At 71.7% G+C, this 25781-nt stretch carries 22 protein-coding genes and 1 pseudogene; 13 read left to right on the plus strand and 10 right to left on the minus strand.

Translation table 11 applies throughout. The features are described from left to right. Positions 1-127: 127 nt before the first annotated feature. The 6 genes from ACZ6TU_RS31845 to ACZ6TU_RS31870 all read left to right on the plus strand — a co-directional run bounded on the left by ACZ6TU_RS31845 (position 128) and on the right by ACZ6TU_RS31870 (position 5909). Positions 128-826, plus strand: coding sequence for a response regulator transcription factor (locus ACZ6TU_RS31845; protein WP_467669361.1), 699 nt, complete (start codon positions 128-130; stop codon positions 824-826). Next, the gene (locus tag ACZ6TU_RS31850; protein WP_469552415.1) at positions 823-2280 is read left to right on the plus strand and encodes a sensor histidine kinase; all 1458 of its coding nucleotides are present in this window, start codon (positions 823-825) and stop codon (positions 2278-2280) included. Before ACZ6TU_RS31845 ends, ACZ6TU_RS31850 begins: the two co-directional genes overlap by 4 nt. Before the next feature lie 80 nt (positions 2281-2360). Next, the gene (locus tag ACZ6TU_RS31855) at positions 2361-3512 is read left to right on the plus strand and encodes an ABC transporter ATP-binding protein (RefSeq protein ID WP_469552417.1); all 1152 of its coding nucleotides are present in this window, start codon (positions 2361-2363) and stop codon (positions 3510-3512) included. Further along, positions 3509-4213 (plus strand): ABC transporter permease, encoded by a 705-nt coding sequence (locus ACZ6TU_RS31860; protein WP_467669365.1) that lies wholly within the window; start codon positions 3509-3511, stop codon positions 4211-4213. Before ACZ6TU_RS31855 ends, ACZ6TU_RS31860 begins: the two co-directional genes overlap by 4 nt. After that, on the plus strand, positions 4210-4875 hold the full coding sequence (locus ACZ6TU_RS31865; RefSeq protein WP_467669367.1) for an ABC transporter permease: 666 nt from the start codon (positions 4210-4212) through the stop codon (positions 4873-4875). Before ACZ6TU_RS31860 ends, ACZ6TU_RS31865 begins: the two co-directional genes overlap by 4 nt. A 77-nt stretch (positions 4876-4952) precedes the next feature. Then, positions 4953-5909: an ABC transporter substrate-binding protein gene (locus tag ACZ6TU_RS31870; protein WP_469552420.1), complete on the plus strand. Its 957-nt coding sequence runs from the start codon at positions 4953-4955 to the stop codon at positions 5907-5909. Positions 5910-6029: 120 nt separating this feature from the next. Here the strand turns inward: ACZ6TU_RS31870 and ACZ6TU_RS31875 are convergent, their stop codons facing one another. The 5 genes from ACZ6TU_RS31875 to ACZ6TU_RS31895 form a co-directional block, all read right to left on the minus strand. Further along, positions 6030-6614: a GTP-binding protein gene (locus ACZ6TU_RS31875; protein ID WP_467669371.1), complete on the minus strand. Its 585-nt coding sequence runs from the start codon at positions 6612-6614 to the stop codon at positions 6030-6032. Then, positions 6601-6960, minus strand: coding sequence for a DUF742 domain-containing protein (locus ACZ6TU_RS31880; RefSeq protein ID WP_467669373.1), 360 nt, complete (start codon positions 6958-6960; stop codon positions 6601-6603). The genes ACZ6TU_RS31875 and ACZ6TU_RS31880 overlap by 14 nt, the downstream gene beginning before the upstream one ends. A 1-nt stretch (position 6961) precedes the next feature. Beyond that, entirely contained in the window at positions 6962-7393 is a 432-nt protein-coding gene (locus tag ACZ6TU_RS31885) for a roadblock/LC7 domain-containing protein (protein ID WP_020271575.1), read from the minus strand. A 14-nt stretch (positions 7394-7407) separates the two neighbouring features. Further along, a complete protein-coding gene (locus ACZ6TU_RS31890; RefSeq protein ID WP_469552422.1) occupies positions 7408-9951 on the minus strand; it encodes a sensor histidine kinase in 2544 nt (847 codons plus the stop codon). A gap of 194 nt (positions 9952-10145) precedes the next feature. After that, positions 10146-11156 (minus strand): substrate-binding domain-containing protein, encoded by a 1011-nt coding sequence (locus ACZ6TU_RS31895; RefSeq protein ID WP_467669377.1) that lies wholly within the window; start codon positions 11154-11156, stop codon positions 10146-10148. 364 nt (positions 11157-11520) lie between these two features. On the opposite strand from ACZ6TU_RS31895, the gene ACZ6TU_RS31900 reads away from it, so the two are divergent. Further along, positions 11521-11868, plus strand: a complete 348-nt coding sequence (locus ACZ6TU_RS31900; protein ID WP_467669379.1) for an ArsR/SmtB family transcription factor — start codon at positions 11521-11523, stop codon at positions 11866-11868. After that, positions 11858-14368: a magnesium-translocating P-type ATPase gene (mgtA, locus tag ACZ6TU_RS31905; protein ID WP_467669381.1), complete on the plus strand. Its 2511-nt coding sequence runs from the start codon at positions 11858-11860 to the stop codon at positions 14366-14368. Before ACZ6TU_RS31900 ends, mgtA begins: the two co-directional genes overlap by 11 nt. On the opposite strand, the gene ACZ6TU_RS31910 is transcribed toward mgtA, so the two are convergent. Then, positions 14359-15891: an LCP family protein gene (locus tag ACZ6TU_RS31910; protein ID WP_469552469.1), complete on the minus strand. Its 1533-nt coding sequence runs from the start codon at positions 15889-15891 to the stop codon at positions 14359-14361. The genes mgtA and ACZ6TU_RS31910 overlap by 10 nt on opposite strands. A gap of 77 nt (positions 15892-15968) precedes the next feature. On the opposite strand from ACZ6TU_RS31910, the gene tatA reads away from it, so the two are divergent. Further along, positions 15969-16217, plus strand: a complete 249-nt coding sequence (gene tatA, locus ACZ6TU_RS31915) for a Sec-independent protein translocase subunit TatA (RefSeq protein WP_469552425.1) — start codon at positions 15969-15971, stop codon at positions 16215-16217. Here tatA and ACZ6TU_RS31920 read toward each other — a convergent pair. From ACZ6TU_RS31920 to ACZ6TU_RS31930, 3 genes and pseudogenes are all read right to left on the minus strand, one after another. Further along, positions 16174-17429, minus strand: a pseudogene (locus ACZ6TU_RS31920) (cytochrome P450 family protein). The gene tatA and the pseudogene ACZ6TU_RS31920 sit on opposite strands and share 44 nt — an antisense overlap. Before the next feature lie 122 nt (positions 17430-17551). After that, positions 17552-18010 carry a DUF6114 domain-containing protein gene (locus ACZ6TU_RS31925; RefSeq protein ID WP_467669383.1) on the minus strand — a complete coding sequence of 153 codons (459 nt, stop codon included), beginning with the start codon at positions 18008-18010 and terminating at the stop codon, positions 17552-17554. Then, the gene (locus ACZ6TU_RS31930; RefSeq protein WP_467669385.1) at positions 18010-18681 is read right to left on the minus strand and encodes a DUF6230 family protein; all 672 of its coding nucleotides are present in this window, start codon (positions 18679-18681) and stop codon (positions 18010-18012) included. The genes ACZ6TU_RS31925 and ACZ6TU_RS31930 overlap by 1 nt, the downstream gene beginning before the upstream one ends. A 648-nt stretch (positions 18682-19329) precedes the next feature. On the opposite strand from ACZ6TU_RS31930, the gene ACZ6TU_RS31935 reads away from it, so the two are divergent. Then, positions 19330-19971 (plus strand): Tat pathway signal sequence domain protein, encoded by a 642-nt coding sequence (locus tag ACZ6TU_RS31935; RefSeq protein WP_469552427.1) that lies wholly within the window; start codon positions 19330-19332, stop codon positions 19969-19971. Positions 19972-19989: 18 nt separating this feature from the next. On the opposite strand, the gene ACZ6TU_RS31940 is transcribed toward ACZ6TU_RS31935, so the two are convergent. After that, entirely contained in the window at positions 19990-20850 is an 861-nt protein-coding gene (locus tag ACZ6TU_RS31940) for a lytic polysaccharide monooxygenase auxiliary activity family 9 protein (RefSeq protein ID WP_469552429.1), read from the minus strand. 349 nt (positions 20851-21199) lie between these two features. Between ACZ6TU_RS31940 and ACZ6TU_RS31945 the strand changes: the two genes are divergently transcribed. From ACZ6TU_RS31945 to ACZ6TU_RS31955, 3 genes are all read left to right on the plus strand, one after another. Then, positions 21200-22996: a S8 family peptidase gene (locus tag ACZ6TU_RS31945; protein ID WP_467669391.1), complete on the plus strand. Its 1797-nt coding sequence runs from the start codon at positions 21200-21202 to the stop codon at positions 22994-22996. 300 nt (positions 22997-23296) lie between these two features. Continuing rightward, complete coding sequence (locus ACZ6TU_RS31950) at positions 23297-23944, plus strand: ScbR family autoregulator-binding transcription factor (RefSeq protein WP_467669393.1); 648 nt, start codon at positions 23297-23299, stop codon at positions 23942-23944. A 408-nt stretch (positions 23945-24352) separates the two neighbouring features. After that, positions 24353-25537: a damage-control phosphatase ARMT1 family protein gene (locus tag ACZ6TU_RS31955; protein WP_469552431.1), complete on the plus strand. Its 1185-nt coding sequence runs from the start codon at positions 24353-24355 to the stop codon at positions 25535-25537. The last annotated feature ends 244 nt before the right edge of the window (positions 25538-25781 follow it).

Here is a 25781-nt window from a genome sequence, read left to right on the forward strand (position 1 = left end):
TGGGACACCGAGCTTGTCGCGGGGGAGCTGTCGGAATACTGTCGCTCGACTTTCAAGTGTTTATCGATCCGGCGGCGAAGGCTCGGGCGGCTAGGGCGGCACGGGACACGTGAAGCACTATGAGCGGGTGGAAAAAGTACGACTCCTCGTCGTCGACGACGACCCGCCCATCGCCGACCTCGTCGCGACCGTCGCCCGCTACGAGGGCTGGGAGGCGGTCACGGCGTACTCCGGCGAGGACGCGCTGAAGCGGGCCGCCGAGTTCCACCCGGACATCGTGGTGCTCGACCTGATGCTGCCCGGCGTGGACGGCTTCGGCGTCCTGGACCGGCTGCGCGCCTCCGGCACGATGGTGCCGGTGGTGTTCCTCACCGCGCGCGACGGCGTCGCCGACCGGGTCGCGGGCTTGACCCGGGGCGGCGACGACTACCTGGTCAAGCCGTTCGCCGTGGAGGAGCTGATGGCCCGGCTGCGGACCGTGCTGCGGCGCAGCGCCGGCCCCGCCTTCCAGCGGTCCGTGCTCCAGGTCGGCGACCTGACCATGGACGAGGACACCCGCGAGGTGCGGCGCGGCGAGACGCTGCTGTCGCTGACCCCGACCGAGTACGAGGTGCTGCGCTACCTGATGCGCAAGTCGCCCACCGTGCTCACCAAGGCGCAGATCCTCGACCACGTGTGGGAGTACGGCTTCGGCGGCCGCTCCAACGTCGTCGAGCTCGTCATCAGCCGGCTGCGCCGCAAGCTCGACGAGACGGACGACGGCGGCGCGCCGCTGATCCACACCGTGCGGGGATTCGGGTACGTCCTGCGACAGGCCTCCGAGTGATCGCCCGGCTGCGGCGGGCCTACCGCGGGATGCGCCTGGGCACCCGGCTGGCCCTCGGCCTCGGCGCCCTGTCGCTGGTCGTGTTCGCCGTCGTCGGCACGGCCCTGACCACGTACATGCGGGACTATCTGTCGGCCCAGCTCGACACCCAGCTGGCACAGGCCCAGATCGCCCAGTCCAAGAGCATCGCGCACTACGGCACGCTCTCGGGCAAGAAGTACTACAGCTGGTTCTACGCCGTGTACGACGTCTCGGACGGCAGGCCCGAGCTCCGCAGGCCCGAGGACCCCGCCGACCTGCCCAAGGACGTCGACGACTTCACCGCCCTGGCCTCGGCGCAGACCACCGCGCCCTCCGAGCTCCTGCGCACCGAGCACCTCAGGGGCGCGGGCACCTACCGGCTGCGCTCCTGCCAGGTCGAGCCCGGCGTGGTCCTGGTCAGCGCCGCGCCCATGGAGGACATCGAGGACACGGTCGGGCAGCTGATCACCATCCAGGTCGTCACCTTCGCGCTCGCACTACTCGCGCTGGTGGTCTTCGGCCGCCGGATGCTGCGCCGCGGGCTGAAGCCGCTCAGCGACATGGCGTCCACCGCGCACGGCATCGCCTCGCACGACCTGACCGAGTCGGCGGCCCGGCTGCCGCTGCGCGCCGACGGCCGGGACGGCGGCCCGGAGGTGGACGAGCTGCGGACCGCCTTCAACACGATGCTGGAGCACATCGACGACTCCCTCGCCGTGCGCGCGGAGGCCGAGCAGCGGCTGCGCCGGTTCGTCGCGGACGCCTCGCACGAACTGCGCACCCCGCTGATGTCGGTACGCGGCTACGCCGACCTGTTCCAGTACGCCGCCGCCAACGCCCCCGAGGAACGCGACCGGCACCTGGCCCGGCTGCGTGCCGAGGCCGCCCGGATGGGCATCCTCCTCGACGACCTGCTGCTGCTCGCCCGGCTGGACGCGGCGGAGGTGGAGGCACCGCTGCGGCTGGAGGACGCCGACCTGGTGGAGCTGGTCCAGCAGGCCGCCGACGCCTTCCGGGCCAGTCGGCCGGACCACCCGCTGACGGTGACCACCGGCCCGGGGGCGCTCAAGGTGCGCCTGGACCCGCAGCGCGTCCGGCAGGTCCTGGACAACCTGCTCGCCAACGCCGCCGTGCACACCCCGCCCGGAACCCCGGTGTCCGTGGACGTCGCCGTCGCCTCCGACACCGCCCTGGTCCGGATCGCCGACGCGGGTCCCGGCATCCCGCCCGAGGACCAGGAGCGCGTCTTCGACCGCTTCTACCGCGTCGACAAGGCCCGCAGCCGCGACCGCGGCGGCAGCGGCCTCGGCCTGGCGGTCGCCCAGTCCCTGGTCCGGGCGCACGGCGGCCGCATCGAGCTGGACAGCGAACCCGGAGCGACGGTGTTCACCGTGTGCCTGCCCCTTGAGGGTGTGGGCCCCAACGGCCGCTGACGCGCGCCGTCTAGACTCGACCGGCAACAGCCCGTACGACCATGGCCAAAAGAGTCCGCCAACCCGAAGGGCCCGGCGTCTTGATACGGATGGAAGCAGTCACCAAGCGGTACCCGGACGGCACGGTGGCGGTCGACCGGCTCTCCCTTGAGGTACCCGACCGCTCGATCACCGTCCTCGTCGGACCGTCGGGCTGCGGCAAGACGACCACCCTGCGGATGATCAACAGAATGGTCGAACCGAGTGAGGGAACGATCCTCCTCGACGGCCGGGACATCCAGCGCCAGCCCGTCACCACCCTGCGCCGGTCCATGGGTTACGTCATCCAGAACGCCGGCCTCTTCCAGCACCGCACGATCGTCGACAACATCGCGACCGTGCCCCGCATGCTCGGCTGGGGCAAGCAGAAGGCCCGGGCGCGGGCCGCGGAACTGATGGAGCGGGTGGGGCTCGACGCCGCGCTCGCCAAGCGGTACCCGTACCAGCTGTCCGGTGGCCAGCAGCAGCGCGTCGGCGTGGCCCGGGCCCTCGCCGCCGACCCGCCGGTGCTGCTCATGGACGAACCGTTCTCGGCGGTCGACCCGGTGGTGCGCAAGGGGCTCCAGGACGAACTGCTTCGCATCCAGGACGAGTTGGGCAAGACCATCGTCTTCGTCACCCACGACATCGACGAGGCGATCAAGCTCGGCACGATGGTCGCCGTGATGCGCACCGGCGGCCACCTCGCCCAGTACGCGCCCCCGGCCGAGCTGCTGTCCAGCCCCGCCGACGCCTTCGTCGAGGACTTCCTCGGCGGCGACCGCGGTATCCGGCGCCTGTCGTTCTTCCCGTCCGCGCGGCTCGAGTTGACGAGCGACCCGGTGATCCCGCTCGACGCCACCGCCGAGCAGATCGCCGCTCCCGACGCCCCCTACCTCCTGGTGACCGACGCGGACGGCCGACCGCTCGGCTGGAGCGAACCGCAAGACCTGGTCGCGGGGGACATCCGGCCGGACCGACTGCTGTCCCACGGACGGCCGTTCGTGCCCGGCACCGACTCGCTGCGTGTCGCCCTCGACTGCGCGGTGCTGTCGCCGAACGGCTGGGCCGTGGCCGTGGACGCCGGCGGGCGGGTGACCGGCGTCGTCTCGCAGCAGACCATCGGCGAGGCGATCCGCAGCGCCCACGCCGCCGACCAAGCCGGTCAAGCCGGTCAAGCCGGTCAAGCCGGTCAAGCCAAGGTCTCGTCGTGAACGGCTTCTTCGACATCCCGAGCGACCTCCAGCACAGCTGGCCCGGCCTCATCGGGCTGCATCTGCGCGAGGCGCTGCTGCCGGTCCTGGCCGGGCTGCTGCTCGCGCTGCCGCTCGCCCAGCTGTGCGTCCGGTTCCGCTGGCTGTACCCGCCCGTGCTCGGCGCCACCACCATCCTCTACGCCGTCCCGTCGCTGGCCTTCTTCGTCGTCCTCATCGACTACACGGGCCAGACCGAGCTGACCGTGATGATCCCGCTGGCCGTCTACAGCCTCGTGGTGCTGGTCCCGGCCGTCGTCGACGGTGTGCGGTCCGTGCCGCAGGAGACCCTGGCCGCGGCCACCGCCATGGGCTTCGGGCCCGTACGCCGTTACCTCCAGGTGCAGTTGCCGATCGCCGTGCCCGCCATCGTCGCCGGGCTCAGGGTCGCCACCGTGTCCAGCATCTCCCTGGTCAGCGTCGGCACCCTCATCGGCAACCAGGGCGCCCTCGGCAACCTGCTCGCCGACGCGCAGAAGTACGACCGGCCCGAGCTGGCCGTGAACTCCGTGGTCACGACGGCCGTCCTGGCGATCCTGTGCGACGCCCTGCTCGTGCTGCTCCGCGTCGTCCTGACCCCGTGGATGCCGAAAGTCACCCGCAGGCGCCCGAAGACCGGAGTGCGGGGGCAACTGCCCGCACCGGAGGACGTGATCCGGTGAACGTACTGAACTTCGTCAACGCCTTCTTCAGCGACAGCGCCCACTGGCACGGCTACGACGGCATCCCGCAACGCCTGTTCGAACACGTCCAGTACTCGCTGCTGGCCCTCGCCCTCGCCGCCGCGATCGGCCTGCCCGTCGGTCTGCTGACCGGGCACACCGGGCGGGGCGGCAACGCCCTCGCCTTCATCGCCACCGCCGCCCGCGCGCTGCCCAGTTTCGGCCTGCTGGTGCTGATCGTCATCGTGATGGGTTTCAGCCTGCTGCCCGTGATGATCCCCCTGGTCATCCTCGCCGTCCCGCCGATCCTGGTGACCACCTACGAGGCGGTCCGCTCCGTCGACCCCGCCCCGGTGGACGCCGCCCGCGGCATGGGCATGCGGGAGTCGCGGATCCTTTTCCAGGTCGAACTGCCGGTGGCGCTGCCGCTGATCCTGAGCGGCCTGCGCTCGGCGGCCATCCAGATCGTGTCGACGGCCACCATCGCCGCGTACGTCAGCCTCGGCGGCCTCGGCCGGTACATCGTCGACGGGCTCTACCAGCACGACTACGAGAAGGTGGTGGGCGGCGCCACGCTGGTGGCCGTCCTGGCGCTCGGCACGCTGGCGCTGTTCTGGCTGGCGGGCCGCCTGGCCGTGTCGCCGGGTGTCCGCAGACGCTGATGTCCGACCAATGTCTCCAAGAAACCGTGACCAGGCCGCTCTTGACTGATCGTAAAGCGGCTGGCTTGGATCGGTGGATGACTTCTACCGCGAAGAACAGCAGGTCCAGGACGAGGCACACCGGCGCGGCGGCCGTCGCGCTCACCGCCGCTGCGGCGCTGCTCGCGGGCTGTTCGTCGGGTGACACCTCCGACAATCCCCTGGCGGGCGAGAAGGCGAAGGCCGGCACCGTCGTCGTGGGCTCCAACAACTTCGCCGAGAGCACCCTGCTCGCCGACATCTACGGCGAGGCGCTCAAGGCCAAGGGCCTCAAGGTCACCTACAAGCACAACATCGGCAGCCGTGAGACGACGTACGGCCTGATGAAGAACGGTTCCGTCACCGTGCTGCCGGAGTACAACGGCTCGCTGCTGGCCTACCTGGACCCCAAGGCCGAGCAGAAGTCCGCCGAGGCGGTGAACGCGGCCGTCAAGGCCAAGCTCGACAAGAAGCTGACGCTGCTTCAGTCGTCGCCCGCCGAGGACAAGGACTCCGTCACCGTCAACGCCGAGACGGCCGAGAAGTACAAGCTGACGTCCTCCTCCACCCTCGCGGCCCTCAAGGACGCCGCCCCGGACCTGGTGATCGGCGGTTCGCCCGAGTTCCAGACCCGGCATCAGGGCCTGGCGGGCCTGAAGTCCGTGTACGGCCTGGAGTTCAAGTCGTTCAAGGCGCTCGACGCGGGCGGCCCGCTGACCCAGGCGGCGCTGACCAGGAACACCGTGCAGGCCGCGGACATCTTCACCACGGACCCGACCATCGTGAAGGAGAAGTTCGTCGTCCTGAAGGACCCGGAGAACCTCTTCGGGTTCGCGAACGTGACTCCGCTGGTCAACAAGAGCGGGCTCTCCCAGGAGGGCGTCGACGCGCTCGACGCGGTCTCCGCGAAGCTGGACACGAAGACGCTCCTGGAACTGGACGCCCAGGTCCAGTTGGAGAAGAAGGACCCGCTGGACGTCGCCAAGTCCTGGCTGAAGTCGGCCGGCCTCGACTGACCCGCGTCCTACTGCCAGGGCCGCCCTGGCCCAACGATGCGACCGGCGTTGCGGCCGGGTGCACCCAGTGCCGCGGCAGGCAACGTTCGCCCCGTCGGGCAAACGTTGCCTGCCGCGGAACTAGGTCCGCACCGCCGTCGCGATCAGCTGGTCGATCAGGGCGATCAGCACGTCCCGGCACGACTCCCGGTCCCGCGCGTCGCACAGCAGGACCTGCACGTGCTCGGGCACCGCGAGCGCGTCCCGGATGTCCTCGGGCGGATACGGGTGTTCGCCGTGGAAGCCGTTGACCCCGACGACGAACGGGATGCCCCGGCGTTCGAAGAAGTCGATCGCGGCGAAACTGGACTCGGGTCTGCGGACGTCGACCAGGACCACGGCCCCGAGCGCGCCGAGGGCCAGGTCGTTCCACATGAACCAGAACCGCTGCTGCCCCGGCGTGCCGAACAGGTACAGCACCAGGTCCCGGCTGATGGTGATCCGGCCGAAGTCCAGGGCCACGGTGGTGGCGCGCTTCTCCTCGATTCCGTCCAGGTCGTCGACGCCCAGACCGGCCATGGTCAGGGGTTCCTCGGTGCGCAGCGGGACGATCTCGCTGACCGACCCGACCATGGTGGTCTTGCCCACGCCGAAGCCGCCGGCGATGAGGATCTTGACCGTGTCGGGTGCCGAGGACGCGTCGGTGGCGACGTCAGAGCCGGCCAAGGCCGTCCCTCACTTTCTTCAGCAGGTCCAGGTCCGGAGTGGTACGGGAGACGAGGCGCGGCGGACGGACGGTGATCCGGCCCGCCTCCAGCAGGTCGCAGAGCAGGATGACGACCACGCTCACCGGCAGGTCGAGCCGGGCGGCCAGTTCCGCCACGGCCATCGGCTCGGCGCACAACCGGAGGATCCGGGTGTGCTCGGGCTGGCACCGGGCCGTCGCGGCGGGCTGCGGATCGACCGCGGTCACCGTCGCGATGAGCGTGAAGTCGGCGCGGCTGGGCCGGGTCCGGCCACCGGTCAGCGCGAACGGCCGTACGAGCCGGCCCGCCGAGTCGCCTCCGTCCACCTCACACGCCTGGGTCGACGACGGGGCCGGCCATGCCCCGCGGTGCCGCGCTGAGGTGCTCGCCGATCTTCTTCACCAGCATGTTCATCTGGTACGCCACCACACCGACGTCCGCGCCCGGACCGGTGAGCACGACCAGGTGGGCGCCGGGACCGGCGGAGGTGAGGATCAGATAGCTGTTGGCCATCTCGATGAGCGCCTGGCGCACCGGACCGCCCCGGAAGTCCATGCTGACGCCCTTGCTGAGGCTCATCAGGCCGGACGCGGTCGCCGCGAGCCGCTCGGCGTCGTCGCGTAGGAATCCGGTGGACTTGCTGACCACCAGACCGTCCTCGGAGAGCACCACGGCCTGGTTGACGTCGGCGACCCGCTCCACGAGTCCGGTCAGCAGCTGGTCGAGCTGGGTGTGCGTGGCGGGGATGGGGCGTGTCATTGCGGTGTCCTTCGTCAGCGGTCGGCGGGCGGAGTCGAGGGGACAGGGGCGGTGGCCTGCCGGGGTGGTGCGGCCGCGTCCTCGTCGTACGGCGGCTCGGCGTCGCCGCCCCTGGCCCGGAGCGTGCCGCGCTGGAAGCCGGCCAGGGAGGAGGCGGCCGCTTCCGCGGTGAAGTCGTCGGGGGAGCCACCGTCGCCGGCGGACTCGGGATCCTCGCGCAGTTCCTCCACCAGGCTGGTCTGCGGAACCCGGCGGGGGAGCGGGGCGAGACCGTCCCGGCGGGGGATGACCGCCCGGGCGGTGGGCGCGGGGGCGGTCCGGGCCGACGCGAGGGGCCGGGGCTCGCGCGCGGACCCGGTGGCGCCCGCGGCACCCTCCGGCTCCTCGCCGTCCACGGGCTTGCCGGCGTTCTCGCCGTCCACCGGGCTCCGCCCGTCGACCGCACCCGGTACGTCCACAGCACTCCGCCCGTCCATCGGGGTCTGCCCGGTCTTCGGGCCGCCGCCGGTCTTCGGGCCGTCACCGGTCTTCGGGCCGCCGCCCGTCCCTCTCTGGCCGGCGGGGGCGGCCAGGCCGTTCGCGCCGGCCATGTCCTTGGCGTCCCGGGCCCCCGGCGCACCGGTCTCCGGGATCTCCCGTACGACGATGTCGTGCGGAATCAGCACGATCGCCGAGGTCCCGCCGTACGGCGACGAGCGCAGGGTGACGGCGATGCCGTGCCGGTGGGCGAGCTGGGCGATCACGAACATGCCGAGCCGCAGGTCGTCGGCGAGCGCCACCACGTCGAACTGCGGGGGGACGGCCAGCTGTTCGTTGAAGGACCCGTAGTCCTCCTCCGACATGCCGAGGCCGCGGTCCTCGACCTCGACGGCCAGGCCCTTGACGACCATCCCGGCCCGTACCGTGACGGGGCTCGGGGCGGGGGAGTACGCCGTCGCGTTGTCGATGAGCTCGGCCAGCAGATGGATGACGTCGGCCACCGCGGGCGGCGCGACGTACACCTCCTCCTCGGTGTGCACCTCCACCCGCTGGTACTCGGCGACCTCGCCGACCGCACTGCGCAGGATGTCGATCAGCGCGACCGGCTCGGTCCAGCTGCGGCCGGGCCGTTCGCCGCTGACGATGACGAGGTTCTCCTCGTAGCGGCGCAACTGGCTGGCCGTGGAGTCCAGTTCGTACAGGCCCTTGAGGACGTCGGGATCGGAGTGCTCGCGTTCCAGCGTGTCGAGCCTGCTGAGCTGGAGGTTGACCAGGTTCTGGCTCTGCCGGGCGATGCCCAGGATGACCTTCTGGAAGCCGCGCCGGGTGTCGGCGAGTTCGACCGCGGTGTGCACGGCCGTGCGCTGGGCGGTGTTGAACGCCTGGGCCACCTGGCCGAGTTCGTCGTGCCCGTAGTCCAGCGGGGTGGTCGCCGACTCCGGGTCGACCTTCTCGCCCCGGTCCAGGCGGGCCACCACGTCGGGCAGCCGCTCCTGCGCGAGGCTGACGGCGGCCCGGCGCAGGCCGCGCAGCCGCCGGGACAGCGATCGGGTGATCCGCCAGGACATGCCGACGCACACCAGCAGCGCGAGCAGCCCGCCGGCGCTCAGGATCCCCGCCTTGATCAGCAGGTCGTCCGCCTTGTCGGCACTGCGTGCGAGCAGGCCCGTCGTCTGCCGCTGGATCAGGCTCGCGTAGTGCTCGGACAGCTTGTCCATGGCGGCGTTCCACCGCTTCTGGGCGTCCGGCAGGGCGATCCGGTCCGCGTCGGCGCTGGAGTTCCGGGCCGCCAGCACCTGGTCCTCGATGGACTGGAGTGTCTGCCACTCCGGGCTCGCCAGGATCCGCTCGGTCTGTGCCTTGGCGCCGCCGGTCAGCTGGGGCACGACCTGGTCCTTGACCAGCCAGCGCCGGGTGTTCACCAGCTCCGTGAACTGCGCCCAGGCCTTGTCGTCGAGGTGCCCGGACGGCCAGGCCAGGGTCAGCTGCGCGTCCTCCCGGGAGACCAGCTCCGCCGCGTGCTCCAGGCCGACCAGCGGACCGGCCTGCGAGGTGAGGTCGCCGTCGTCGACCTGGGAGAGCTCCTGGAAGGCATGGATCTGGTCGTCGATGATCGAGGAGTACTGGTCCAGCGCCTGCTGCGCGGTGATGTCGGTCGGGTTGTCCACCTGGTCGCGGTAGTACTCCAGGCTGCCCACCGAGCCCAGCACCGAGTACAGCCGGTCCGAGATGCGGGAGGGCGCCTTCTCGATCGCGTCCGCCTGTCCGACCAGCTTCGCGACCGCCGCGTCGGTCTCCTCGCGCTGCGCGTCGAGGGCGGCCCGGGAGCCGTGCGGCGAGGCCAGCCAGGCCGCCGAGAGGCTGCGTTCCCGCTGAAGGGCGAGCGTCGTGTCGGTGCCCATGGCACCCGTCGACCGGCTCAGCTCCGTCTGGTCACGCAGCCGAAGCCCCTCCGAGAACATCTGGATGGTCGTCACGCCCCACATGGCGGCGAGGGTGACGCTGGGCACCAGGGCCAGAAGCACAAGGGAGAGGCGTATGGATCCGAGGCGGCGCCGGGCACCTGTCCGTCGAGACATCGTCGTCCTAGGGCGATCAGCGGGGAGCGTGGAACGGGAAGGCGGAACGGTGGGGGCGGGGGGTGGGGGACGGACGTGGGGGTGTTCGCGTGCCCGTTACGGCACATGGGATGCGCAGGATGTTATCCGTACAAGTGACCGCAGAGGCCGGGCCTGACCGAATCTTTGGCGACACCGTCACAGGAAGTGCCCGGTCACCGGGTCCCGGCGGAGGCGAACCGTGCCACCGCGGACACGTTGGACTTGGTCACGAACGCGGGGCCGGTGAGTACCGGAGCCGCCCCGCCGCCGCTGATGTTGCCGTTGGTGCGATACAGCCACAGGGCGTCCACAGCGAGGTATCCCTGGAGGTAGGGCTGCTGGTCCACGGCGAACTGTACGTCGCCGCCCTGGACCGCCTTGACCAGGTCCTTGTTGAGGTCGAAGGTGGCGACCTCGGCTCTGCTGCCTGCCTGCTCGACGGCCTTGACCGCGCTGAGCCCGTACTGGGCGCCCAGGGTGACGACCTCGTCGATGCTGGAGTCCTGCCGCAGCCGGGACGCGATCGTGGCGGTCACCGCGTTCATGTCGCTGCCGTCCACGTACAGGTTGTCGGTGTCGCCGTCGAACGTCTTCCGCACGCCGGCGCAGCGGGCCTCCAGCGCGACGTTGCCCCGCTCGTGCACGACGCACAGGGCGTGCTTGGCCCTGACCTCGTCCAGCTTGTCGCCGACGGCCTGGCCGGCGACGGACTCGTCCTGGCCGAAGTACTCCAGGAGTCCCGTCGGCCGCCAGGCGTCGATGCCGGAGTTGAGCCCGACGACGGGTATGCCGGCCGCCTTGGCCTGGGCGATCGGTCCCCGCATCGCCGCCGGCTTGGCCAGCGTCACCGCGATGCCGTCGACCTTGTCGCGGACGGCGTCCCGCACCAGCGCGGCCTGCGCGGCCGGGTCGGCGTCGCTGGCGTACGTCAGATCGATGCCGTCCTTGGCGGCCGCAGTCTCGGCGCCCCTGCGCACCAGGTCCCAGAAGGCGTCGCCCTTGCCGCCGTGCGTGACCAGGGCGACCTTCATCCCGCCGCCCGGCCCGCCCACCGGGTCCGCGTCCGACCCGTCGTCGGTCGCGCCGAGGACGGAGCAGCCGGCCACCAGCAGACACACGGCGGACACCAGGGCCGCGACACGGGTGAGTCTCGCGGAGGTGTGCGGCGGGGGAGCAGTGTTCATGAGGAGCGGACCTCGCTGTGCGGCCGAGCAAGAGCAGGGTGAGAGCACAGGCGGACCGCACCTGAGCACGGACCGGATGACTCTCGCTGGCCCGGAGCCAACCGTGTGTGACCACTGGGCGTCAAGTGAGCGGCCACATGCCGTGAGTTGCTGCTGCCGCATCGTGATGATCTGTCCGACGGGTCGAACGTGGGAGGTCATCCCGTGGTTTTCCGTACCGTCCGCGCGGTTCGCCACGCCGGCGTGATGTGCGGTTCGGACGCCGACGTCCTGCACGAGAAAGGGCCTTCCGAGATGGTTGCCCGGGCCCGCCTAAACTGGAGCGGCTCGCAGGACGACGGAGGCGACGGAAGGGACGGCGACGGTGGCGGCAGCCGACAGTGGCTTCGAGGACCCGCCCGCCGACGTACTCGCCCAGGCGGCCGCGGCCTTCGGACTGCTTGCCTCGCCCGCCCGGCTGCACATCGTGTGGGCGCTGGCCCAGGGCGAGAGCGACGTGACCGGGCTCGCCGAGCGGGTCGGCGGCGCGCTGCCCGCGGTCAGCCAGCACCTCACCAAGCTGAAGCTGGCCGGACTCGTCCGCTCCCGCCGCGAGGGCCGCCGTCAGGTGTACTACGTCGACGACCCCGACGTCGTCGACGTCGTACGGCTGATGATGGGCCGCCTGACCGACCGCGCCGCGCCGCCGCGCCGCCGCCTCCATGGCCTCTGAGACCGCCGGGGGCACCACCCTGGAGGTGCTGCGGCGGCTGGAGTCGGGGCCCCGGGGACTGACCGAGACCGAGGCCGCGGCCAGGCTGGACACCCGCGGCGAGAACACCCTGCCGGAACGGCGTGCGCCGTCCTGGCCCCGCCGGTGCGCGCGCGCCCTGCGCGACCCCTTCACCGCCGTCCTGCTCTGCCTCGGCCTGGTGTCCGCCGCCGTCGCCTCCTGGGGCACCGCCGTGGTGATCCTCGCCCTGGTCGCGGTCAGCTGCGTGCTGCGCGCGAGCGGGGAGCACCGGGCCGACCGCTCCATGGCCGCCCTGCGCGAACTGGTCGCCGGCACGGCCACGGTGCTGCGGCGCGACTCCGCGCAGGAACCGCCGCATCCCCGCGAGGTGCCGGTCACCGAACTGGTCCCCGGCGACGTCCTCCGCCTCGGCCCCGGTGACCTCGTCCCGGCGGACGTACGACTGCTGCGCGCACGCGGGCTCACGGTGCACCAGGCGGCCCTCACCGGGGAGTCGGCGCCGGTGGAGAAAAAGGCGGTGGAGGGGCCGGCCGAGTCCGGCGCGGTCGACGACTCCCCGCTGTGTTTCCAGGGCAGTACCGTCGCCACGGGCACCGCCACCGCCGTCGTGATCGCGACCGGGGACGGGACCCGGTTCGCCGCCGCTCACCGGCAGCCGGCCGCACGCCGGGAGGGCGGGGCCTTCGACCGGTCCGTGCACGGCATCTCCTGGGTGCTGATCCGTTTCATGCTGCTGACGCCGCCCCTGGTGCTGATGGCGAACGCCGCGCTGCGCGGACGCGGTCCGGAGACACTGCCCTTCGCCGTCGCGGTCGCCGTCGGGCTGACGCCCGAGATGCTGCCGGTGATCGTCACCACCTGCCTGGCCCGGGGCGCCGCCCTGCTCGCCCGTACCCACGGCGTCATCGTCAAACGGCTGCCCGCGCTGCACGACCTGGGCGCGGTCGACGTGCTGTGCGTCGACAAGACCGGCACCCTCACCCAGGACCGGCCGGTCGTCGAACGGGCCCTCGACCCGGCCGGCCGGGACGACCCGGAGGTGCTGCGCTGGGCCGCCGTCGGCGCCTGGTGGACCCTCCAGCTCGCCGAACTGCCCGCGCCCGGCGCCCTCGACGAGGCCCTGCTGGAGGCGGCCGGGCCGGTGGGCGAGGAGTACGACGGGGTGGACGCCGTGCCGTTCGACCCGGTACGGCGTTTCTCGACGGCGGTGGTACGCGGCTCCCTCGGGCGCCACACCGTCGTCGTCACCGGCGCCGCCGAGGCCGTGGTGGAGCGCTGTACGACGGAGCCCGGTGAACGGGACCGGCTGCTGGCGCTCGCCGCCCGGGAGGCGGACGCCGGGCTGCGGGTGCTGGCCGTCGCCACGGACGACCGCCCTGCCGGTGCGCCCAGGCCCGACGCACGGGGCCTGACTTTCCGGGGCCTGGTGACCTTCCGGGACGCCCTCGTCCCGAGCGCCGCCGAGGCCCTGCGCGGCCTGGCCGACCGCGGCGTCACCGTGATGGTCCTCACCGGCGACCATCCGGCCACGGCGGCCCGGGCCTGCCGGGAACTCGGCCTGGATCCGGGGGAGGTGCGGACCGCCGCACAACCGGGAGACATCGCGGCCGCCGGCGAGGCGACCGTCGTCGCCCGCTGCACCCCGGAGGACAAGGCCGGTGTCGTCGCCGCCCTGCGCGCCGCCGGGCACTCCGTCGGGTTCCTCGGCGACGGGGTGAACGACGTGGCCGCGCTGCGCGCCGCCGACGTCGGCCTCGCGCCCCGCTCCGCCGTCGGTGTGGCACGGGAGATCGCCGACGTCGTCCTCGCCGAGAAGGACCTCACGGCGATCGGCCACGCGATCACCGCCGGCCGGCACGCGAGCGGCAACATCGCCTCGTACCTGCGCGTCACGCTCTCCTCCAACCTGGGCAACGTCGTCGCGATGCTCGCCGCGGGCCTGCTCCTGCCCTTCCTGCCGATGCTCCCGGCGCAGGTGCTCGCCCAGAACCTGTGCTTCGACGCGGCGCAGCTCGCCTTCGCCCACGACCGTCCCGGCGCGGCGGCGCTGCGGGGCCCTGCCGTGCTGCGGCCCCGCTCCTTCCTCCGGTTCGTCACGGGTTTCGGACTGCTCAACGCCGTCGCCGACCTCGCCACCTTCGCCGTCCTCGCCTTCGCACTCGACGGCCCCGACGCCGTCGACGACGAAGCCGTGTTCCACTCCGCCTGGTTCACCGAGAACCTGCTCACCCAGGCCCTGGTGATGCTGCTCCTGCGCACCGGCCGGCGCGTCGAGGGGAGCCGCACGCCCGGCCCGGTCGCTCTTGCGGCGGCCGGCCTCGCCACCGTCGGCCTGCTGCTGCCGCCGAGCCCCCTCGGCGCGGCCCTCGGCATGACGGCCCTGCCCGCCGCCTACTACCTGCTGCCGGCCGTCGTCCTCGGCCTGTACGCCCTGGCGCTGACGGCCGCCCGGTCCCGGCACTTGCGGCGTCAGCCGTAGGTGAGGTCCGAGCAGGGGTTCTCGTCGGCGGACCGGGCCCCGTCGGCCACCTCGGACGGTACGGCGGTCGGAGTCGGGGACGCGGACGCGGGCGCCCCCGGGGTGTCCGCATACGACTGTCCCAGCACGACACTGATCCCGCTGCCGGTCACGGGCCGGAGCTCCGCGCCGGGGAAGGCCGCCGCGACGGTCCGGGCGCGGTCCTCCAGGCCGGGGCCGTACTCGACCAGTGTCGTGGTGTGGTCCTGGGCCGACGCCGTCGCCGTGCCCATGACGGTGAAGCCGTCCGCGGTGAGAGCGGCGGCGGCGCGGGCGGCCAGGCCGGGGACGGAGGTGCCGTTGTAGACGGCGACGTCGATGCCCTCACCCGAGACCGGCGTGGGGGAGGCGGAAGCTCCGGAACCCGACGCATCGGTCTTCTTTCCACCGGCGTCCTTGCCGTCGAGCGTGCGGTCGGCCCTGAGCGCGGCCCACAGAGCGTCGGCGTCCGGCTCCACGATCGCGACCCGTGAACCCTCGTAGCGCCAGGGCAGGGTGACGAACTTCGTGTTGTGCAGGTCGATGTCCTTCAGGGACATCGCGAAGGAGATCAGCTTGTCGGCGGAGCCGAGGCCGGGGTCGACGGTCAGCGACTTCGTGGCGGCGTCGGCCAGCGGCAGCAGCCGCGTCGGGGTGAGGCCCTTGCTCTTCACCTCTTTCAACAGGCTCGCCACGAACGCCTGCTGGCGCTTGATCCGGCCGATGTCGGAACCGTCGCCGATGCCGTGCCGGATGCGGACGTAGTCCAGTGCCTTCTGGCCCGAGACGGTCTGCTCGCCCTTGGGGAAGAGCAGCTTGCCCGGGGCGGTGAGGTGCGGGTCGAGATCGTTCTCGTAGACGTCCTGGGGCAGGCACACCTTGACGCCGCCCACCACGTCCGTCAGCCGGGCGAAGCCCTTGAAGTCGACGACGACGGTGTGGTCGACGCGCAGTCCGGTGAGCTGTTCGACGGTGTTCTGGGTGCAGGCGGGGTTGCCCTTGGCGGTCCGGCCGACCGAGTACGCCGCGTTGAACATCGTGTCCGGCTGGGCCTTCGTCCAGCTGCCGTCGGGCAGTCTGCACGGAGGGATGGTGACCAGGGTGTCGCGGGGGATGGAGACGGCGATGGCGTGCCGGTGGTCGGCGTAGACGTGCAGCAGGAACGCGGTGTCGGAGCGGCCCACGTCGTCCTTGTCGCCGCCGCCCAGGGCCTCGTTGCCGCCGGTGCGGGTGTCGGAGCCGATGACCAGGACGTTCTCGCCCTTCGACGAGCCGGCCGCGGGGCGGTCGTCGGAGAGGCCGCCGGAGTCGAAGGTGCTGATGTCGCCGTCCAGCTTCAGGTACAGCCAGCCGGCTCCGCCCGCGGCGAGCACCAGCAGGGCCAGGCAGACGGCGAGGCCGACCCGTATGCCACCGCCACGCCGGCGACCGCGCCGCCGCCTGTGGTCCCGCTGGGCGGCCCTGTGCCGCGGCGGCTCCGTCCTCCGGTTGCTGGTGACCGTCATCGGCGTCTGCTTGCCTCTCACCCGGGGGTTGTACAGTTGCGCAATGTAGCAACTGTTCACGAGAGGGAGGGCATGACGTGCTGCGCAACGGACTGGAGCCCTGGCATCTGCTGATCGTGGCGATCGTCGTGATCGTGCTGTTCGGCTCGAAGAAGCTGCCCGAGACAGCGCGTTCGCTCGGCCGCTCGATGCGGATCCTCAAGAGCGAGGCGAGGGCGCTGAAGGCGGAGGGCGCGGCGGACCCGGCCTCCGGAGATCCGGCCGGGCCCGCCGCGCCGCCCGTCAGCCCGGCAGAACCGGCAGCGACCGATGGCCGTGGGAGATGAACGAGTCCACCGGCCGCAGCTCGTCCGCGGGTACGGCGAGGGTGAGGCCGGGGAACCGCTCGAACAGGGCCGGCAGGGCCACGCGCGCCTCCAGCCGGCCGAGCGGGGCGCCCAGGCAGTGGTGGACGCCGTATCCGAAGGCCAGATGATCCTTCACGGCTCGGGTGACGTCGAAGGTGCCGGCGTCCGGGCCGTGCTGCTCCGGGTCCCGTCCGGCGGCGGCGTACGCGGCGAGGATCGCCTCGCCCTTGCGGATCACACTGCCCTCGGGGCCGCCCAGTTCGCCGAGGGGCAGGTCTTCGACGGCGTATCGCAGCGGCAGGCTGGCCACCGGTGCCTCGGCCCGCAGGGTCTCCTCGATCACGTCGTTCCAGGAGGCGCGACCGCCGTGGACGTGCGCGAGCTGGGCGGGGTGGGTGAGCAGCGCGTGGACGGCGTTGTCGAGCAGGTTGACCGTCGTCTCGTGGCCGGCGCTGATCATCAGCATCAGCGTGTCGAGCAGTTCCTGCTCGCTGAGCCGCGTGTCGCTCTCCTCCTCGCGGGCCGCGATCAGGGCGCTGGTCAGGTCGTCGCCGGGCGCCGCCCGTTTCGCGGCGACGAGCTCACCGAGGACGGCGTAGAACCGGGCGTAGGTGTCGGCGACTTCGGCCGCGTCGGCCGAGGTGTGGAAGACGCTGTCCACCACGGTGCGCAGCTCGGGTCCAACTCCTCGGGTAGGCCGAGCAGTTCGCCGATGATCTGGATGGGCAGCGGATAGCAGAACTCCTCCCGCAGATCGACCGCGTGGCCGTCCGCGCCACCGCCCGCCCCGGCCTCGGCCACCCGGTCGAGCAGCGCCGCGGTGATCTCCTCGATCCGGGGCCGCAGCGCGGCGGTGCGGCGGGCGGTGAACGCCTTGGAGACGAGGGTGCGAAGCCGTTTGTGCTCGGTGCCGTAGGCCGTGAACACGTTCCGGACCGTGACCCAGTTGTACAGCGGCCAGTCCGGTGCGACCTCGCCGTCGATCCAGCGGTGCCAGTGCCGGCGCGCGTCCTTCGACACCCGTGGGTCGGTGAGCAGCCGCTTCGGCAGCGGGGCGCTGCTGACCGCCCAGGCCGGGACACCGTGGGGGAGTTCGACGGGGGTGACGGGTCCGCGCTCGCGGATCCGGGCGGCTTCGCCGTGGATGTCGCGGCCGGTCGGGTCGATCACTGTCGGGTGTGTGAACTCCATGGGACTCTCCCTGGGCTGGCGGCGGTTCATGCCACGCGAACGCCTCGTGGGCGGGTGCGCGACACGTCCGGCCAAGTGGCCGCGGCCGGGTGGCGCCAGAGGGCGGAGAATCACTGGCTGATTCAGGCGGTCTGGCCGGCCTCCCGCTCCATGGGCTGCGCCACCGCCTTCGCGGCCCGTGCCTCCTTCCTGCGCCGCCGCCGGCTGACGCGCGGCTCCTGGTCCGGCAGCCAGCCGAAGGTGAGGCAGCTGCCGACCACGCCCAGGAGCAGGCCCACGAAGAAGCCGCCCAGGTTGGAGGTCATCCAGGTCCCCAGGGAGACCAGCACCCCGATGACCGAGTAGAACAGGCGCTGGGAGGGGTTGAAGAGGATCAGCACGCCGCACAGCAGCATCACGGCCGGGAGCAGATAGCCGGCCAGACCCTGCATGCCGACGTGCAGGATGACGTCCAGCGACGCCTTCAGGGTGAGCAGGACCTCCGCCCCGCCCAGGGCGAGCAGCAGCCCGCCCCAGAAGGGACGGCCCGCCCGCCACTGACGGAAGGCGGGCCGGAACGCCCCGCGTGGGCCGCCGGGCATCAGCAGCCCGACCCGCTGAAGCCCAGTTTCAGCCCCGGCAGCTTGAACACACCGGCCGTGGTCGCGTAGTTGGTCTGCCGCAGGTTGGCGATGCGCACGGTGTCGGACTGCTGGCTGAAGACGCCTATCGGGCCGCGGCCCAGGTCCCCGGCCTTGTTGAGCTTGCTGGCGTCGTTGCCGATCTCGATGTTGGTGAAGGCCGCGTCGCCCGAGAGCTGCGTGGAGTCGGTGGTCAGGTCGCTGGCCCGGACCTTCTTTGCACCTTCGCCCGCCCTGATGATCAGGTTCGTGCCGCCCAGGTCCACGCTCTGGCACAGCTTGGTGAGGGTCGCGTCCTTGATCACGGACGTGACGACCAGCACCTGACCGCCGGTGTCACCCGCGTTGGGGCTGCCCTCGGCCATCTCGCGCAGACCGCCGAACTGTGCGAAGCCCTTGCCCTTCAGTTCGGTGGCGGTGACCGTGAAGGGCATACCGGAGATGGCGAACTGCACGCCCAGCGCCCCCTGGGCGGTGAGGATCGCGAGACCGGCGGCGACCGCGGCGGCCGGCACCGCCATCACCGCGGCCCGGCGTGCCCGGACCCGCCCGCGCCGCGCGGGAACGTCACCGACGTCCGCGACTGCGGGGCCTTCCGGTCTTTCGGGGGTGTGCTCGGTGGAGGAGGTCATGTCTGCTCCAGGTGCGTGTCGGTGCGGATCGGACTTCGGTGGCACGTTGCCCTGGCGCGGACACCGACCGCGTACGCACGTCTCCCCGCAACCCCCGGCGGTTGCAAGGAGTTTCCCGTTACGCCGCAGTAGCCGACTCGGAAGTTACCGGGGGTTACATGAAGGGTCAAGAGAAGTGTGGACAAAGAGTGTGGAATGTGCGCCGCATGTGAGTCACTGCCCTTCGAAAAGCCTCAGCGAACGCACAACTCCCTTGCGACACCTTGACGTTGACGGATGCTCAGGTCTACAACTCTCCTCGTCTCACCGGATCCGTGGCGCCGGATCCGCCGCGCGGCACCGTCCGCGTGTCCCGGACCGCTCGTCCCGTACGGACAGCTCGCCGCCCGCTGCGTCCGCACGGGCTTTCCACTGCCCGAGTCCGACCCTCCACGGCACCGGCACGGCGCCCTTCCCCGGAGCGCCGTGCCACCAGCCACCCCCCGCCCGGCCCGGCCGGAGACCTGTTCCCGTGCGTGCCTCCGGCCGGTCACCGGTCTGCCGTTGCCGGTCCGCCACGTACGGAGAAGGCGTAACGGGCCGGCGACGGCGGACGCGGAACCGCGTCCCCAGCACCCTCACCCCGCTTCAGAGAAGAGGTACACCCGCATGCGTACGCGCACCCTCCTCACCCTCACCGCCGCCGTCGCCGCCCTGGGCCTCGCCGCCCCCGCCTCCGCGGCCGACACCCCCGTCCTGACCACCACCGACGGCGCGGCCGTCGCGGTCGGCGACGTCCTCAACGCCTCCCTGGCGAGCGGCACCGCCGCCACCTTCTACTCCAGTGCGACCGGCACCAGCGGCATCTCGTGCACCTCGTCGGCGTTCGTCGCCACCGTCACCGACAACCCGGCCGCTCCCGGCACCGCCACCGAGTCCCTGACCTCGCACACCTTCGACACCAGCGGCTGCACCGCCAACGTCGTCGGAGTGCTCGGCGTCAGCGGCATCACCGTCGACAACCTGCCCTACACCGCCGGCGTGTCCTCGGACGGCACCGTCTCCGTGACCCCGGGCGCGGGCTCCGTCATCCGGTCCACGGTCAAGCTGCGCACCCTGCTCGGCACCATCAACTGCGTCTACCAGGCCCCCGGCCTGACCGGCACGGCGAGCAACGCCGACAACAGCATCTCCTTCACCAACCAGCAGTTCACGAAGGCGTCCGGCTCGTCGCTGTGCTTCGCCAACGCCTTCTTCACCGCCAAGTACTCGCCGGTGACCAAGGAAGGAGCCGCCGTCAACGTCAACTGACGGCCGATGGGCGTCGGCTCAGCGCCGACGCAGCCGTACCGCCAGGGCGGCGCCGCCGGTGAGCACCAGCACCGCCGCGGCGCCGCCCGCCAGCATGGGCGTGGACGGGCCGGACGGGGGTTCGGAGGGGGAGGCCGGTGGAGCGTTCTCCTTCTCCCCTCCCTGAGCCTCCTTCTTCTCCTGCTTCTTCCCTTCCGCGAGCGCCGCGTCCTTCTTCTCCGCGAGCGCCGCGTCCTTCTTTTCCGGGAACACCACGTCCGAACACGAGTAGTACGTGTCCGGCGTACTGCTGTTCTGCCAGACCGTGTACAGCACGTGCCGCCCGGTCCGGTCGGACGGCAGGGTCGCCTCGACGCGGTACGCGCCGTCCGCCAGGGCCGGGTCCGTCACCTCGGCGAACGGCTTCTCGGGCAGGTCGGACCAGGACAGCGGCCCGGTCGGGTCGTAGCCGGGCTTCGTCAGGTACATCCGGAACGTGCCGGTGTGCGGGATCGTCGAGACGTACCGCATGGTCAACGTCTCGCCTGGCGTCATCCGGGTCGCCGGCCAGTCGGCGCGGGCGAGGTCGAGACCCCGGTAGCCGGGCAGGCCCCCGCTGCACAGTTTCCCGTCGGGGACGACCTGCCGGTCCCGGCCTTCGACGTTCGCCACCCGCAGGTTGCCCCACGCCGTGAAGGGCGCGCCGTTCGCGGCGACGGCCGCGCGGCACGCCGCCGAGCCCGCGCGGTCACCGCCCTCGGGGGAGCAGGCCACCACCCGGCTCACCGGATCCGTCGGCGCACCGTGAGCCCGCGCCGGCCCCGCCGCCCACAGGGGCAGCAGCAACGGGGTCACGAGTGCGGCCGCGAGTGCGGTGCGGTGTGCGGTCGTACGGGGCATCCGTCTGCGTCTCCTCGGCCGGGCCGGAGCGGTCGGTAGTGCAATACGGGCAACCGGCCCGGTGCGTTCACCGCACCACGACCCGTTCCAAAGGGGGCCATTCGCGCCCAACTGCCCGCCATAGAGGGTGGGTTCCCGGCCGGATCGAGGGTTTCCCCCGTATCCCGATGACCTGCCCTTTGCCTATCGTTCGACCACAGCTGACCCACAGGTAACCCCGAACGGGTCGCTCCCCACACGCCTGGCCGCCATCGCGTCGCTTTTCGAACCACCCCCCTCCGCTTCAGCGACGAAGCGCATCCACCGCCGCTCCGCCCAGCCCGGAGTCCGGCCACGAAAGGCAACGACCGTGCGTATCTCCCCAGAGCTCAGACGGAAGCTGATATCCGTCGCCGCCGTCTCCGCCGCCCTGCTGACCGCCGCCCCCGCCTCGGTCGCCGTCGCCCAGGAGACCGCACCCCGGCCGGCCCCCGTTCCGGCCGCCCAGACCGAGGCCGCCCCCGGCACCCCGGCCGACCGGCTCATCGTCGGCTACAAGTCCGGCGCGACCGAGGCGAAGTCCGACAAGGCCGCCGCCGCCGACGCCGCGGCCAAGGCCGAGAAGACCGGCGAGGACGTCGACTTCCAGCGCCGCCTCGGCACCGGCGCCGCCCTCGTCGACCTGGGCACGAACCCCGCCCGGGCGGACGTCGCCGACGTCGTCGCCCAGTACCAGGCCGACCCGCAGGTCGCCTACGTCGTACCGGACCGCCTGAACAAGCCGACGGCCACTCCGAACGACACCGACTACGGCAAGCAGTGGGACCTGTTCGAGTCCACCGCGGGCATGAACGTCCCGGCCGCCTGGGACACCACCACCGGCAGCGGTGTCACCGTCGCCGTCATCGACACCGGCTACGTCACCCACTCCGACCTGGCCGCGAACATCGTCGGCGGCTACGACTTCATCTCCGACACCGCCGTCTCCGTCGACGGCAACGGCCGAGACAGCAACCCGGCCGACCCGGGCGACTGGTACAACGCCAACGAGTGCGGCGAGGGCATCCCGGCCTCCAGCTCCTCCTGGCACGGCACGCACGTGGCCGGCACCATCGCCGCCGCCACCAACAACGGCAAGGGCATCGCCGGCATCGCCCACGGCGCGAAGATCTCCCCGATCCGCGTCCTCGGCAAGTGCGGCGGCTACGACTCCGACATCATCGACGCCATCACCTGGGCGTCCGGCGGCACCGTCTCCGGCGTCCCCGCCAACACCAACGTCGCCAAGGTCATCAACATGAGCCTCGGTGGGGGCGGCGCCTGCTCCACCGCCACTCAGAGCGCCATCACCGGCGCCGTGAACCGCGGCACCTCGGTCGTCGTCGCGGCCGGCAACGAGAACCAGAACGCCAGCAACTCCTCGCCGGCGAACTGCAACAACGTCATCACCGTCGCCGCGACCAACCGCGCGGGCAGCCGTGCCTCGTACTCCAACTACGGCACGATCGTCGACATCTCCGCCCCCGGCGGCGAGACCCGGACCTCCACCGCCAACGGCATTCTCTCCACGCTGAACTCCGGCACGAAGACGCCGTCGAGCGAGAACTACGACTACTACCAGGGCACCAGCATGGCCACCCCGCACGTCGCGGGCCTCGCCGCCCTGATGAAGTCGGCCAACTCCGCCCTCACCCCGGCGCAGATCGAGTCGGCCATCAAGGCCAACGCCCGTCCGCTGCCCGGCACCTGCTCCGGCGGCTGCGGCGCCGGCCTCGCGGACGCCGCGAAGACGGTCCAGGCCGTCAAGGGCGGTTCGTCCACCGGCACGACCTTCTCCAGCACCACCGCCGTCGCGATACCGGACGCCGGCGCGGCGATCGAGTCGCCGATCAGCGTCACCGGCCGCAGCGGCAACGCCCCGTCGGCGCTCCAGGTCGGCGTCGACATCACCCACACCTACCGCGGCGACCTCGTCATCGACCTGGTCGCGCCGGACGGTACGGCGTACCGTCTGAAGTCCGCCGCCTCGGACTCCGCCGACAACGTGAACACCACCTACACGGTGAACGCCTCCGGCGAGAGCGCCAACGGCACCTGGAAGCTGCGCGTCCAGGACACCGCGGCGCAGGACACCGGCAGGCTCAACGGCTGGAAGCTGACCTTCTGATCCTTCTGAATCTCCTGGTCCTCCTTCGACGAGGACGCTGAACGGGCAGCTCACGAGCGGGCGGGCCGGCCGGTGCGGATGGGGCACCGGCCGGCCCGTCTTTACGTCCGGCCGCACAACCCCCACAGTTAGATACCGAACGCGCTGTTTTCTTTCACCAGTTGCGATTGTTTTGCCGGATGTGCACCCGCACTCCGGCATACTGGTGTGGTCAACGCCGTCTGAGGGTGAGTTATCGTGTACACGGGGTAAAAACAAACGGCATGACCCGTTCATTTCCGTCCCGGGAGAGTTCAGTCGATGGCGAGGCAGTTGCGAGCCGAGCAGACCCGCTCGACGATCATTACGGCCGCCGCTGACCTGTTCGACCGTCGCGGCTACGAATCGACCAGTCTCAGCGACATCGTGGAGCATGCTCAGGTCACCAAGGGTGCCCTGTACTTCCACTTCGCGGCGAAGGAGGATCTCGCCCACGCGATCCTTGAACTCCAGTCGCACACCGCCCGCCGGCTGGCGGCGGAGACCGACCATCGCGGCCACACGTCCCTCGAGGCGCTGATGCGCCTCACGTTCGGCATCACCCGCATGTCGGTCGAGGATCCGGTCCTCAGGGCCGGCCTGCGGCTCGCCACCGGAGGGATCCGGCCCCGTCCGCCGCTGAGCCACCCCTTCACGGAGTGGCTGGACATCGTCACGGCCCGGCTCGTCGCCGCGGTCAAGGAGTCCGACGTCCACCCGGACATCGATATCGACGTCGTGGCCCACTCCTTGGTCTGTTTCTTCGTCGGCACCCGGGTCGTGGGCCGCTCCCGCGAGCCCGTCACGAGGCAGCCCCGCCGGACGGCCGAGATGTGGAACATACTCATCCGCGGCCTGGTCCCGGTGACCCGCCGCGCCCGCTACCTGAGCCTGGCGGCCCGTCTGGAACGGGAGCTGGCACCGGTCTGACGGTCTCGGCGGGACACTCCGAACGGGCTCGGCCGGGGCGATGGCCTTGTGGCCGGGGCCGGAACTCCGTTCAGGCCGGCCCGGACTCGGGCCGCTGCGGCCGGGACTCGGATCGGGCCGGCCCGGACTTGGGCGCTTCAGCCGGGACTCGGATCGGGTGGGTCCGCGCTCCGGCCTGCTGGTATGGGCTTCCGGTCGGGTTGGTCCGGGCTCCGGCCTGGTCGCATGGGCTTCCGGTCGGATTGGTCCGGACTCCCGCCCGGTCGCACGGGCTTATGATCGGGTCGGCCCGGACTCCCGCCCGGTCGCACGGGATTCCGATCAGCCCTGCCGGACTCACACCAGGTCACGCCGGGCTCCCGACCGGGCCCGGCCGGGACATGGCGCCCGCGCGCTACGGTGAGCCGCATGCCCGACACCCCATCCGCACCCGTGCTCCTCGGCGACCAGCCGGGCTCCTTCCCCCACAGCGTGCTCGCCGAGCGGCACCCGGCCATCATCCGGCAGGTGCGCGAGGCCTTCCCGTACGAACAAGGGCAGCACCGCGCGCTCGACGAACTGCTGGCGAACTGCACCAAGGGAGAGATCGAGCCGCTCCCCGCCGACGCGCACGACCGCGACCTCTGGGAGACCTGGGGGCTGCGCGAGTACGCCGGCCGGTCCTGGTTCGACGTGCCGTGGCTCTGGTCCGAGAGCTGGTTCTACCGCCGGCTGCTCCAGGCCGTCGGCTACTTCGGCCCCGGCCCCTGGCAGGGCATCGACCCCTTCCGTCCCTTCAAACTGGCCGAACTCGACTCCCCCGAGACCGACGAGGAACTGGCCGCGCTCGACGACCTCGCCGGCCTGCCCGTCGGCGAACAGGCGCAGGCCCTGCTGCACGGCTCCCTCTGGGGCAACCGCGCCGACCTCGGCTTCCGACTCTCCGCCGAAGGCGCACGGACCGCGGACGCCGCCCCCGGGCTGGTGGCCGACGACAGTGACCGGCTGTGGGCCCTGCTCGGCAACTCCGGCACGGACACCCTGTGCCTGGTCGCCGACAACGCGGGCCGTGAACTCGTCCCCGACCTACTCCTCATCGCCCACCTTCTGGCCCACGGGCGCATCGGACGGGCCGTCCTGCACGTCAAGCCCTACCCGTACTACGTCTCCGACGCCACCACCGCCGACGTCGTCGACGCACTGCGCCGGCTGACCGGTGCCGGGGGAGCGGCCGCCGAGTACGGACAGCGTCTGTGGTCCGCCCTGGCCGACGGCCGCCTGACCCTCCGCGCCCACCCCTTCTCCTGCGCCCCGCTGCCGTACGAGGAGATGCCCGGCGACCTGCGCGCCGACTTCGCCTCGGCCACGCTCACCATCGTCAAGGGCGACCTCAACTACCGCCGCCTGGTGGGTGACCGGCTCTGGGCCCCGACCACGCCGTTCCCTGACGTCACCGCGTACTTCCCCGGCCCGGTCGCAGCCCTGCGCACCCTGAAGTCCGACGTGATCACCGGCCTCGACGCCCGCACCGAGGCCGAACTGGTCGCGGCGGGGGACCAGCGCTGGCGCACCAGCGGCACGCACGCGCTGATCCAGGTGAGCACCCCCGGCTAGGTCAGATCACCTGCACGTCCTGCCACACGAGCCGGTGGTCCGACGTCGGAACCGTCGTCCCGTCCCCCACCGGCCGGCACACGGGGTCGCCGGATCGTCTCGGCGGCGTTGCGCGGCTGGGCGTCGGCTGCGCGCGTAGAGATGAACGCCCCAAGGCCCGGCGAGAACTCCCGCATTCCTCGCCGATTCACGCGATGGTGTGATCATGTCCCGCCCCGCGGATGCCGCCGCGAGGCGTCGGGTA

This window comes from Streptomyces sp. NPDC052064, from assembly GCF_055585925.1.

Excerpts from the sequence above, each read along its gene's own strand:
- ACZ6TU_RS31870 (WP_469552420.1), top strand. The coding sequence starts at position 4,953 with ATGACTTCTACCGCGAAGAACAGCAGGTCCAGGACGAGGCACACCGGC.
- ACZ6TU_RS31885 (WP_020271575.1), bottom strand. The coding sequence starts at position 7,393 with ATGACACGCCCCATCCCCGCCACGCACACCCAGCTCGACCAGCTGCTG.
- ACZ6TU_RS31890 (WP_469552422.1), bottom strand. The coding sequence starts at position 9,951 with ATGTCTCGACGGACAGGTGCCCGGCGCCGCCTCGGATCCATACGCCTC.
- ACZ6TU_RS31895 (WP_467669377.1), bottom strand. The coding sequence starts at position 11,156 with ATGAACACTGCTCCCCCGCCGCACACCTCCGCGAGACTCACCCGTGTC.
- mgtA (WP_467669381.1), top strand. The coding sequence starts at position 11,858 with ATGGCCTCTGAGACCGCCGGGGGCACCACCCTGGAGGTGCTGCGGCGG.
- ACZ6TU_RS31910 (WP_469552469.1), bottom strand. The coding sequence starts at position 15,891 with ATGACGGTCACCAGCAACCGGAGGACGGAGCCGCCGCGGCACAGGGCC.
- ACZ6TU_RS31925 (WP_467669383.1), bottom strand. The coding sequence starts at position 18,010 with ATGCCCGGCGGCCCACGCGGGGCGTTCCGGCCCGCCTTCCGTCAGTGG.
- ACZ6TU_RS31930 (WP_467669385.1), bottom strand. The coding sequence starts at position 18,681 with ATGACCTCCTCCACCGAGCACACCCCCGAAAGACCGGAAGGCCCCGCA.
- ACZ6TU_RS31935 (WP_469552427.1), top strand. The coding sequence starts at position 19,330 with ATGCGTACGCGCACCCTCCTCACCCTCACCGCCGCCGTCGCCGCCCTG.
- ACZ6TU_RS31940 (WP_469552429.1), bottom strand. The coding sequence starts at position 20,850 with ATGCCCCGTACGACCGCACACCGCACCGCACTCGCGGCCGCACTCGTG.
- ACZ6TU_RS31950 (WP_467669393.1), top strand. The coding sequence starts at position 23,297 with ATGGCGAGGCAGTTGCGAGCCGAGCAGACCCGCTCGACGATCATTACG.
- ACZ6TU_RS31955 (WP_469552431.1), top strand. The coding sequence starts at position 24,353 with ATGCCCGACACCCCATCCGCACCCGTGCTCCTCGGCGACCAGCCGGGC.